The organism is Aestuariibaculum sediminum (genome assembly GCF_014596945.1).
GTDB lineage: Bacteria > Bacteroidota > Bacteroidia > Flavobacteriales > Flavobacteriaceae > Aestuariibaculum > Aestuariibaculum sediminum.
The window spans coordinates 1-12,228 of the sequence record NZ_JACVXB010000008.1; the positions used below are offsets into that span (position 1 = coordinate 1).

Annotated in this window: 8 protein-coding genes; 7 read left to right on the forward strand and 1 reads right to left on the reverse strand. The window is 33.3% G+C overall.

Features of this window, described 5'->3' with window-relative positions:
* Nucleotides 1-946 (forward strand): beta-galactosidase small subunit (locus ICJ83_RS14645; RefSeq protein WP_262891563.1); only part of this gene is annotated, 946 nt, incomplete at its 5' end.
* A 13-nt stretch (nt 947-959) separates the two neighbouring features.
* Complete coding sequence (locus tag ICJ83_RS14650; protein ID WP_188231159.1) at nt 960-2,555, forward strand: alpha-L-fucosidase; 1,596 nt, start codon at nt 960-962, stop codon at nt 2,553-2,555.
* A gap of 333 nt (nt 2,556-2,888) precedes the next feature.
* Here the strand turns inward: ICJ83_RS14650 and ICJ83_RS14655 are convergent, their stop codons facing one another.
* A complete protein-coding gene (locus ICJ83_RS14655; protein ID WP_188231160.1) occupies nt 2,889-3,437 on the reverse strand; it encodes an RNA polymerase sigma factor in 549 nt (182 codons plus the stop codon).
* A 100-nt stretch (nt 3,438-3,537) separates the two neighbouring features.
* On the opposite strand from ICJ83_RS14655, the gene ICJ83_RS17105 reads away from it, so the two are divergent.
* The 5 genes from ICJ83_RS17105 to ICJ83_RS14680 form a co-directional block, all read left to right on the forward strand.
* Nucleotides 3,538-4,674, forward strand: a complete 1,137-nt coding sequence (locus ICJ83_RS17105; RefSeq protein ID WP_188231161.1) for a FecR family protein — start codon at nt 3,538-3,540, stop codon at nt 4,672-4,674.
* A 160-nt stretch (nt 4,675-4,834) separates the two neighbouring features.
* Nucleotides 4,835-8,365 (forward strand): SusC/RagA family TonB-linked outer membrane protein, encoded by a 3,531-nt coding sequence (locus tag ICJ83_RS14665; RefSeq protein ID WP_188231162.1) that lies wholly within the window; start codon nt 4,835-4,837, stop codon nt 8,363-8,365.
* 59 nt (nt 8,366-8,424) lie between these two features.
* Entirely contained in the window at nt 8,425-9,780 is a 1,356-nt protein-coding gene (locus ICJ83_RS14670) for a RagB/SusD family nutrient uptake outer membrane protein (protein WP_188231163.1), read from the forward strand.
* A 17-nt stretch (nt 9,781-9,797) separates the two neighbouring features.
* A complete protein-coding gene (locus ICJ83_RS14675; RefSeq protein ID WP_188231164.1) occupies nt 9,798-10,922 on the forward strand; it encodes a TlpA disulfide reductase family protein in 1,125 nt (374 codons plus the stop codon).
* Between the two features lie 442 nt (nt 10,923-11,364).
* The coding region (locus ICJ83_RS14680) for a TlpA disulfide reductase family protein (RefSeq protein WP_223154796.1) at nt 11,365-12,228 on the forward strand (864 nt) is incomplete at its 3' end.

A 12,228-nucleotide genomic window follows, 5' to 3' on the forward strand; every position in this document is an offset into this window, starting at 1 on the left:
CACCATAGCTTATGAGCAGTTTCAATTACAAAAAGCAACTTTTAATTTTTTAGAAACTTCTAATCAAGCGGTGAGTTATGAAATAGAAGACAATATTATTTCGGTATATAATAATGACTTTAAAATGGTGTTTAACAAATTAGAAGGTAGACTGAAGGAATATATCTACAAAGGTAAAAACCTGATAAAAACAGGTCCAGAGGTTAACTTTTGGCGCGCTCCAGTTGATAATGATTATGGTGCGAAGACTCAAAACAAATATAGAGAATGGAAAGATGCGCCTAAAGCAGCAAAAATGACGACTGCAATTAAACAAGTTAGTAAGGGTGAAATAGAACTTCGCTTTTCTAGAGATATGTTTGGGGGCGATGCTCAGGTATCAGAAACTTATAATATAAATGGACAAGGTGTAGTTAAAGTAACCAATGATTTAAAAGCTTTAAAAGGAAATCATTCTAATTTATATAAATTTGGAAATAAGTTTGTCTTGCCAGAAGCTTATAAAAACATTACGTTTTATGGAAAAGGCCCTTTTGAGGCTTATGCAGACAGGCAGCATGCTGCAAAAGTAGGTTTATATAAGCAAACTATTGTCCAACAGTATTTTCCATACATTCGTCCACAGGAAACCGGTAATAAATTAGAGGTTCGTTGGGTTGAATTAACGCAAGAAGATGGTTCAGGCCTTAAATTTTTAGGTGAGCAACCATTTAATTTTTCAGCGTTAAATTATAGTGAAGAAGATTTAGATTCAGGAGAAGAAAGGAGTCAAAAGCATGCAGGTGAGCTTGATGGAAGAAACGAGGTTTTTGTAAATATTGATGGATATCAACAAGGACTCGGAAGTATAAACAGTTGGGGGAGATTACCTATGGATCAGTATTTATTACCTTATAAGGATTATATATATTCTTACTGGATGATTCCATTTAAATTAGTAAAATAAAATAGATTTTGTTATGTATATTATTGGTAAACGATTGGTTTTACTTTTATTTGGTTTTTCGGTCTTTGGTCAATCCAAAGACTTAGGTATAGATCAAATTAGAGAAAAATTTGAATGTCCAGCATGGTTTAAAGATGCCGGATTTGGTATCTGGCTACACTGGGGCGCACAAACCGAACCAGAGATCGGGGGTGGATGGTATGCGCGTCATATGTATATGCAGGATGTAGGTAAGGAAACATGGGGGCAAAAGGCATATGACTATCATGTTAATAAATATGGTCACCCGTCTGAATTTGGTTATAAAGATGTTATAAACCAATGGAAAGCAGAGCATTTGGATCCGGATTATTTGGTAAAGTATTTTAAAAGGATTGGGGCCAAATATTTTATGGTTTTAGCGAACCATCATGACCATTTCGATAATTTTGATTCATCCTATCATGAATGGAATTCTGTAAATGTTGGTCCTAAAAAAGATATTGTTGGACTTTTTAGGGAAGCAGCAAGAAAGAATGAAATTCCATTTGGAGTTAGCTCTCATGATGATCGTTTTTTAGGATGGTGGCAAACCGCTTTTGGTTCGGATATTAATGGACCTATGAAAGGTAAACCATATGATGGTTATATGACCAAAAATGATGGCAATGGAAAGTGGTGGGAAGGTCTAGACCCGGCAAACCTTTACGGATTGCCTCCGGAAAAACGAACACCAGAATATGTTGAAGCTGTCAAGGAAAATTGGGTTGAACGTCATAAGGAACTTGCTATTAAATATGATGTAGATATGTTGTGGTTTGACGGTTATGGTTATCCTTATGGAACCTATGGAGAGGAAGTTGTTAGGGCTTTTTACAATAATATGTTGAAAAAACATGGTGAATTTTCCGGACTTGCAGCTGGTAAGGTTAGCAATGACCCTATAATGATACGAGATATTGAAAGAGGAGGTGCAAATGAAATATTAAATGAGCCTTGGCAAGGAATTATAACCTTTGGGAGCTGGTTTTATAAAAACGATACTCCTGTTCGACATAACGCCCGAACCATCCTTGAGATGCTTGCCGATATGAATAGTAAAAATGGCAATCTAATGCTTAATGTCGAACTTTATTCAGATGGAACCATTCCTGAAGTCCAAAAAGGAGAGTTGGACGAAATAGGGAATTGGATGTCTGTTAATGCAGAAGCTATTTATGGTACCGAAGCATGGGAAATTTTTGGTGATAACCTAAATTCTATATACAAAATAAAAGATGGTGAAAATATTGGAGAGGTCGATTTAAAGGCTTTAGAGGAAAATAAAAATAAAGGACATTTTAATGAACGTACGGTAGACAGTCCTTTATATGGTTCTGAAGAGGTAAGGTTTACCAAAAAAGGAAATCATTTATATGTTTTTGTGCTTAATCCCAAGTCTGGTGAGATTTCCTTACCGTCGTTAGGGACTAAATCGGAATTCAAGGTTAATAAAATATCCAATATATCTATGTTGGGTTCTGCCAAAAAGATTAAGTTTCAACAAGGCCCAGATAAATTAACTTTTTCGATTCCTAAAAATAGGCCTACACCCTATGTTACAGTTTTTAAGATAAAAGGAGCGTTATAATAGTTGTCAAAATTGAATAATATAGACGATCCGAGGCTAACGAGATTTAAAATTCTAAAGGCACGTGGTTAATTTTTGTTATATTGCATTAGAAATTTAAATAACAAAGTGAACACAAAACTGAACACGTTTTGGAACACGAATTTAAAATATAGCATCCGGGAAGCCCTTATTTTGTGTTATGAATTTGTCAGGTGATGAACTCATAACCCGAAGGTCACAGGTTCGAGTCCTGTTCCCGCTACGAAGCCGAAAGGCAGTAAAATAAACGGTTTGGTGTCACCAAACCGTTTTTTTATGTCTAATATTTCTGATATATTGCAAGTCCATAATTTAAAAGTTATTTATTTGAAGGCAACCTTTAATAAGTTTATATGCTTTAGTTATATGACCTTCTACAGTTTTTAGCGAAATATTTAAATCCTGTGAAATTTGTTGATATTTTTGCCCTTCAATTTTATTCTTGATAAATACGTTTTTACACTTTTTAGGTAGACTTTTTATACAGTTATCCAGTTTCTTTGCTATATCATCTTTTTTACTATGATCAACATTAATGGCTTGCATTACAGCAGTGTAATAATAGGAAGACAACATCTCTGTTTGTTTTTTTTGTTCACGGTGTGTGTCAATAAATTTATTATAAGCGCTTCTGTATAAATAGCTTTTTATTGATGTCGTGATATTTATGGTTTTTCGCTTATTCCATAATTTAATAAATACATCATGAACAATATCTTCTATTAGGTTCTTGTCATTCGTGTAGCTTAATAAAAAAATACAGAGTATTTCATGATACTCCAGATATATTTTTTCAAAAATATCCTGATCACCATTTTTGAGTTTTTTTAAGATAATATTTAAAGATTTATTGTTATCCATTAGGATATTTATGTCTTTTGTTTACAAAATTGAAAAAAAAAATAAATTAAAAGCAAGGGTATTTTTTTATTTATCCGTCTTGTTGTAAAATATCAATATTGTGGATCAAGAGCGTGTAAATATATTATTAATAAAATTAATAGAGCGTAGGATTACTCCTAGAGAATGTCAAGTGCTTAAGGAATGGATTCAAACTCCAAGTAATTTAGAATATTTTCAGGAATTCATAAAAGTAAATCATTTTATCAATTCAAAGCAAAAATTTAATTCTGAAAAATCTTTTTTAAGGCTAAAAGGTCAAATGTTAAAGGATTCGCATAGAGCAAAAAGAAATTTACTAAGGTATGCAGCTACAATTTTAATATTCATCTCTGCCGGATTATATTTTGTAGTACAAAATGAAAATCAGAATAATTCCCAAATTAATAATAATGAAATTATCATAGGAAGTGATAAAGCAACCTTAACGTTAGAAGATGGTACAGTAGTAGACTTAACAGAAGAGCAACCATTAAGTAATGATAAGATGGAGAGCAATGGAAAGAAAATTGTTTACAAATCAAACAATCAAAAAAAAGATGCTCTGGTTTATAATTATTTAACAGTGCCTAGAGGAGGACAGTTTTTTGTTGAATTGTCGGACGGTACCAACATTTGGGTGAATTCAGATACGCAGATTAAATATCCGGTTAGTTTTATAGAAGGAAAGGATAGAAATGTTGAATTAATTTATGGAGAAGCTTATTTTGATGTATCTCCTAGTATTGAGCATCAAGGTTCTGTTTTTAAAGTGATTTCAGAAGTTCAGGAAGTTGAAGTGTTAGGAACAGAATTTAATATTAGTGCTTACAAAGGTGATGATGAAATCTATACCACATTGGTTGAAGGGGAAGTTTTAATCTCCACAGGTAGTGAACAAGTCGTATTAAAACCAAATGATCAGGCCTTAGTTAAAGTTGGAGAAACAGGTGTTTATGTAAATCAAATAGACACTTATTTGGCAACGTCATGGAAGGAAGGGGTGTTTAATTTTAATGATATGCCTTTAGATAATATTATGAAGGTGCTATCGCGTTGGTATGATGTGGAAGTAGTATTTAATAAGGAAAATATGAAATATGAGACTTTTACAGGGGTCTTTAGAAAAAATCAAAATTTAAAAGATATTTTAAACTCAATACAAACAACAAACAATATGTCCTATGAAATAGAAAATAAAGTGATTAATATTAAATAACTACTAAAAAAAAAGGAAATCGAGGTTCGAATATCTCACCAGACAAACCTCTCTTTCCATCAATTTTTAATTAAACGTAATGTCTAACTAACTTAACAAATTTATGCAAATTAATTTAACTAACTATTTTTTCCATCGATGGAAAAAGGTGCTAAGAATTATGATGAAAACATTTTTATTATTGTTTTGTTCTTCAGTTTTTAGTTTTACTCCCATTGAAATCTTTTCTCAAAATGTAAAGGTTCAAATAGATTCAGATAAAACTTTAACAATTAATGAAGTCTTCGATTTAATACGAAGACAAACTGATTACAATTTTATTTATAAGTCCGATATTTTTAAAGATTTCCCAAGTATTGATGTTAAAAAGGGAACTATAGAAGCAAATAAATTACTAGAACAGGTTTTGGGTAAGGGAGCGTACAGCCTCGAATTAACTAGTGATAATACTATAGCAGTTAAAAGGGTTACTACTCAACAGGAAATTTCTATTTCGGGATCGATTTCTGATGTGAATGGAATGCCTTTACCTGGTATTACAGTATATGTCTCTAATGTGCAACCAACAGAAGGAATGGTTAAGAAAGATTTTATAATTAGAGGAACATCTACTGACTTCGATGGAAATTTTAATTTAAAGGCTGTTGTTGGTGAATATTTGGTAGCAACGGGAATGGGCTTCGAATTATTTTCAGAGCAGATAGTTCCTGAAAAAACAAATTTTAACATTGTTTTGAAGGAAAGTGTAAGTGCATTGGAAGAAGTAGTAATAGTTTCTTCAGGGTATCAAGATGTTGATAGTCGAAAAATGACGGGGTCAGTGGTTTCTTTGAAAGAAGAAGAACTTGAAAGTCGTTATTTTGAAAACGTAATAGATAAATTGGAAGGAACCGTTCCGGGATTAATCCGTTATCAAAATGGAACAACAATACGTGGTGTTGGAACAATTAGAGCTGGAAGAGATGTTTTAGTAGTAGTAGATGGTTTTCCTATTGAAGGCAGTGTAGAAGACTTGAATCCTTATGATATTGAAAGCGTCAACGTATTAAAAGATGCAGCTGCAACAGCGATATATGGAGCAAGAGCAACCAATGGCGTTATTGTTATAACCACAAAGGGGGCAAAAAAAGGCAAAGGATTGAGTGTAGATTTTTCGACAAATGCTACTGTTTTAGATAAGCCGGATTATAGTTACAAAAACCTTTTGAATGCAGAAGAGCAGGTTGAATGGGAAAGTGAATATTATGATTGGTATTTTAATGGAGGCGGAGGCCCCAATGCTCTAGCACAATTTCAGACTTTTTATCTGGGGTATGGCTTACCTGTATCTCCCATTCAGTATGCCTATTACCAGAATGTTACTAATCCTTCGGAAATGAGTGATTCGCAATTAACTGAATTGTTAGACGGATATAAAAAGAATGATTTTTACAAGGAATTCAAGGATCATGCTTTAGAAAATCAGGTGATACAACAATATAATTTAGCTATACGGGCTGATGGTAAACGCTCCCAAACAAATTTAGTTTTAAATTACAAAACAGATAATACGGGAGTTATCAATTCGTACAATAGAGATTTTAATATGTTTCTTAAAGGTACTTTTAACTTGACTGATTGGTTGGATGTTGACTATGGTGCTACAAATATTTTGGGACGTTCTAAATCGCATGCCGATAGGTATGCTAGAGACCCTTTTACGTTCCCTGTTTATTCTTCTATGTTTAATGCAGACGGGTCTAGGGCACAATACGGAACCTATGATTATAATATTTATTCTAATAATTCAGTTATAGCTAATGATCCTAATTTACGAAATTTGTCATATAATCATCTTGATGAACTAGAACGAAATTTTAATCATACCAATACTTTAAACAGTAGATACTTTCTTAAACTAAAATTAAAGGTATTGCCTGGATTAACAATTAATCCTATGTTTCAATACGAAAATTCTATTATAGATTCAGAGAACTATGCTGAGGAAGATAGTTATCAAATGAGACTATTGTTAAATCAATATACTGTTCCTAGCATGGGGCCAGGAGGAACACCAGTTTTTAATTCTTTAATACCTGAAGGAGGTAGACTTGCCCTTAGTAATAGAAGAAGCCCTAGTTATACTGCAAGAGGCCAGGTAAATTATAACCGCTCATTTGGAAAGCATGATTTTCAGGCTATTGCCGGTATGGAATTCAGACAAACCAAGAGTTATGGCAGGTCAAGTTTTCAATATGGATACGATGACCAGTTACAGACTGTCAATAACTACATAGATTATAGAACAATCTCAATGTCTCCATTAAGACCCTATTGGAGTCCATTTTTTTACGCCCAACCTATTTCGCCTGGAAATATAAATCCCGAAGTTAAACATCGTTTTGCCTCAGGTTATGGTAACTTGACTTATACTTACAATAAAAATTACAATTTATTTGGATCGATCCGAAAAGATTATGCGGATATTTTTGGCTCAAATAAGAAATATAGAGGTCAGCCTTTATGGTCAGTTGGGGCAGGCTGGATTGCTTCTAACGAACCTTTTATGGAGAGTCTTGACTTTGTTAATTTTCTTAAATTAAGAGCTTCATATGGTATTACAGGTAATGTGGATATGAATGCATCTAGTTTACTTGTAATTCAGAGTGGAAACAATTTCGACACACAGCTTCCAAATGCATCAATTCCTAATCCACCAAATGATAAATTGAGATGGGAGAAAACAGCTACTACAAACTTAGGTTTAGAATTTAGTCTTTTTAAAAGTAGTTTAAGAGGAACGATTGATGTTTATAGAAAGGCTGGGTCTGATTTATTAGCACAAAGGCGTTTAGATCCAAGTGAAGGATGGACATCATCGGTACTTAATAATGGCGAAGTTCTTAATAAAGGAGTTGAGGTAGGCCTGACCTATGATTGGTTTAGAGCAAAAAGCTCTCAAGAATTTTCATGGTCATCTAATATGGTATTTACCTATAATAAAGGAGAAGTGACCGATGTAGATGGAGATATAGGAGATTTTAATAGTATATCAAATGGAGCAGGTTTCCGAGTTGGGTATGCGCCTGGTTCATTATTCTCTGTTCCTTTTGCAGGTATGGATGAAAATGGTATACCACAGTGGTTTAATGCTGATGGAGAAAGGACTTCTAATTCTCTTTGGGGAGATGTTGAAAACCTTGAGTACTCAGGGGTATTAGCACCGGTAAAAACCATAGGGTTAACAAATAGTTTTTCTTTTAAAGGATTAACTCTTAGTGTTTTTGCTGTGTATTATGGAGGACATGTTCTTAGAGCTGAACCAGCAATTAATCCGCTTATACTTCAAGCACCAGTGCCAATTGGATCACCATCATATATTGCAGATAGCTGGACACCAGATAATACGGATACAGTGGTGCCTGGACGAGGACAATACTATTCTTTCTTAGGGGCAGCACAGCTTAATTATCCAATTTCTGATTACAGGGTGCGTCCTGCTGATTTTATTAAAATCAGAAATATTGTATTAGGGTATAGTTTGCCTCAAAGTTTTGCTAGTAAAATAAAGGCAAAAAATGTTAAAATCAATTTTCAGCTCAATAATCCAGGAACAGTCTGGATGAGACAAAAGGATGTTCATATTGATGTAGAAACAGGAGGAGCACCTCCTCTAACATCTTATGTTTTTGGTCTTAATGCTAACTTTTAATTATTACTCGTATGAAAAATATATTATTTAAATTGGCAATGGGTATCTCAATAGTCCTTTTGTCATCATGTGATTCCTATACGGATTTCACGCCTAAAGGGAGAAAAATTGTGCAAACCCAAAGTGATCTGGAATTATTAGCTAACAAACAATATAGTGGATTTGATTTTACAATGTTATCTATTCTGATTAACGATCATTATCCTCAATCTCGGGATATACCTTTTATACTTACTGGGAATAGTAAAGATTTAACGTATACCCAGCTAACGTATGATGAATCGATAGATAGAGAACAATTAGATCAATCTGGAGAACTCTATTCAAGGTTATATGCTATTATTAATGGAACAGCTAATCCGCTTATTTCATTTTCTAACCAAGTATCAGGGAATCAAAATGAATTGAATAGTTTAAAAGCGGAAGGCTATGTTATTAGAGCTTTCCTACATTATTATTTGGTAAATATATATGCAAAGGCTTATGATCCGTCTACTGCAGCAGAGGATGGAGGAATACCGTATGTTAAGGATTTAGATTTAGATGAAATTAACCCTAAACTTTCTGTTCAGGAAGTATATGATAATATTATGGCAGATATAGATTCTGCTATCGAGTTGGATGCGCTTCCTGAAACACCAATTAATGCTATGCGTGTTGGTAAAGGTTTTGCCTATGCCGTAAAGGCTAAAATTCTAATGTCTCTTGGAGATTATGAGTCAGCTTTAGATGCAGTAAATGTTGCTCTAACGTATAATAACGTATTGGAGGATCATAGACCTCTTCTATCATCATATTCTAGTAATCCTCTTTCTTTTTCGAATCTTCGTCCAAATGGTCTTATAGCAGATGATAATTTATTTTATTCCTATTATGCGCGAAATTGGCCATTTTCAGTTTCTCCTAGTTATGAAATTGTAAATGAATTTTATGAAGCTGGTAATATACTTAAGGATTCTTTGGGCACTCAAGTGTATGAAGAGGGTAATGCTGTAAACCTTCCAGGTATACCTGAATGGTCTGGTGGATATCAACAGAATAATGCGGGAATCACAACATCTGATTTATATCTTATTAAAGCAGAATGTTTAATTCGTACTGATGAGGTTGAAGAAGGAATGAATTGGATTAATGAAATAAGACTTCGTCGTGTTTCTCCTTATGCTCCTCTTCAAGCAGCTAATGCTTCAGAAGCAATGGGATACCTTCAGAAGACCGCTAGAATTGAGTATTTATATTCGGGAAAAAGTTATTTCGATATAAAAAGATGGAATAAAGAAGGAGAATATCCTATAACAATCAGTAGAACCTTAGAAGGAGTTACCTATACACTTTCTCCAAATTCTTCTTTATGGATTTATCCTTTCCCGTTGGAAGCAGGTCAACTTAATCCAACATTAGGTAAAAATTATTAACAACCAAAATACTAAAAATGGTTAGAATTAAAATAAATATCAAAACTATATCTTTAATGGTGTGTTTTCTGTACGGAGCTTTAACAGGTTTCGCGCAGGATGATCTACTTCAAATTGGTAATCAGGCACCTCCTATTAAATATTCAAAATGGGTTAAAGGAGAACCTATTAATGAATTTAAAGACGATAAACTTTATGTAATGGAGTTTTGGGCGACTTGGTGTGGTCCTTGTATTGCTGCGATGCCACATCTTTCGGAATTAGCTCATAAATATGAAGGAAAAATTTCTTTTGTAGCTGTTAATGTGTGGGAAAAGATTGGAAATAAGCCATACGAATCCGTAATTCCAACAGTATCCAAGTTTGTAGAAGACTTGGGTGAGAAAATGGATTTCAATGTGGTTATTGATAATAATGACCAATTTATGTCCAACGAATGGCTATTAAAGGCTGGTGTGACGGGTATACCATCAACATTTTTAATTCAAAAGGGTAAATTGATTTGGATAGGGCATCCTAAAGATTTAGAGTCTATTATTAATGAAGTTCAAAATGGTACTTATGATATGAATAGTACTCGAGAAGAACATCTAAAAAGTCAAAAGGAAAATTTAGACAAAATAGAGGCTTATAAAAAATTAATGAAGCCAATAGATGAGGCAATTGCTGCAGAAGACTATGAACATGCATTTAAGTTAATGAGCGACGTTGTTGCCAAAAATCCATCACAATCATATTCGCTAGGAATGAGGCAATTTAAAACACGTTTGGAATTTATAAGTGAAAATAATGCTATGGAATATGCTAAAGATTGGGTAGCTAAGGATGGTTCTCGTTATACCATGTACATTGCACAAACCATTGCAGATTATGAGGGTTTATCCAAAGATACTTATGCACAGGCGGCAATTTGGTTCGAACCAGCAGCATATAGGGAAGGAACTAACCCTATGATTATTGATTATTTAGCTAAATGTTATTTTTTAGCAGGCAATTATCCTCAAGCTGTGGAAGAACAAAAAAGAGCTTTAAAAGCAGCTAAAGAAGCTTTAGAAGGAGATAGGTTTACTGGTATTATTGTATCTAGTACTGTTGAGGATTATCAAAATAAATTGAAAACGTATAGCGATAAACTCCAATAAATTGAAGATAAGGTAGATTAATTCCTATCTAGCCTGTTTTTAGGAATAAGGCTAATTAGTTCTTAGGATTAAAAAGGAATTATGACCTAAAATAGGGTTGATAAATACCTTGTATAAAATTTAAGTAAGTTCTCATTAACATTCTTAATTATAGATTGAATAATGTTTTAGGAGACATAGATAAAGTCTTTTCTTAAGTAAAATAAGAAAGGACTTTATCATTATAATCAATTCCTTAGTTAATATGTTTATATAACATATAAGTTGAAGATTTAATGAATAGCATTCTGTAAATGATTGCTTTACGAGTTTATTTTGTATACAACTAAGGCTAAAGAAAATAAAAAAGGTAATCAATAAGCTGTTCTAAATAGAAGACATGCTACAGTATTAAATCGTATTAAAAAGATATTTGAAATTAAATAATAAAACGAAATCAATAATGAAAAAACTAATAATGATAGTTGCGGTATGTTTAACCGTATTGGCATGTAAACAAGAAAAGCCTTTGGCAGGGGGTAAGTATAGAATAAATGGAACGATAACAGGATTGGAAAATGGTGCTATTTATTTAATCAATCAGTCTTTAGATACCATTAAAGTTGAAGATGGTGCATTTGTCATTGAGCATGACATTGAAGATAGCGTAAAGCTTATACATCTATCAAAAATAAACAGTAATCGACCAAAGCAAGGAGAATTCGTTTCAATATTTGTAGAGCCAACAAAAATGACTTTAAATATTGAATATGAAGACTTTTCAGAGGCTAAATTGTCAGGTTCTAAAACCCAAGACGATCAGTACAGGTTGCAAGCCATTTTAGACAAAATCTCTGAACACTATAAAGAAGAGAAGAATCATTTTGAGGCCGTAAGAAAAAAATACCAGGAGGCGTCGAACGCAGGTGCAAGCGATAAAGAACTCGAAGCTATAAAATATGAGGATGATGAAGCAAGAGAAAAACTCGCGCCAATGTGGGAAAAGCAAAGTGAGGCTACTTTACAATTTATTAAGGATAATCCGAAATCCTATGTCAGCTTTCAATCATTTTTATTTCAAATAAGTAAACTAAAATACGCCGAGGCTAAAGCTATTTTAGATCAGCTTAATCCAGAGTACTTAAAAACCGACTTAGGAAAAGATATTAGTCAAAAAGTAGAGAACTTACAAAAGGGAATACCCGGAGCTAAAGCAGCGAATTTCGAAACGGTAGATATTAATGGGGATCCTTTAAAACTGGCTGATTTCAAAGGGAAATATTTACTTATAGATTTTTGGGCATCGTGGTGTGTTCCTTGTAGAAAA

Excerpts from the sequence above, each read along its gene's own strand:
- ICJ83_RS14650 (WP_188231159.1), top strand. The coding sequence starts at position 960 with ATGTATATTATTGGTAAACGATTGGTTTTACTTTTATTTGGTTTTTCG.
- ICJ83_RS14655 (WP_188231160.1), bottom strand. The coding sequence starts at position 3,437 with ATGGATAACAATAAATCTTTAAATATTATCTTAAAAAAACTCAAAAAT.
- ICJ83_RS14665 (WP_188231162.1), top strand. The coding sequence starts at position 4,835 with ATGATGAAAACATTTTTATTATTGTTTTGTTCTTCAGTTTTTAGTTTT.
- ICJ83_RS14675 (WP_188231164.1), top strand. The coding sequence starts at position 9,798 with ATGGTTAGAATTAAAATAAATATCAAAACTATATCTTTAATGGTGTGT.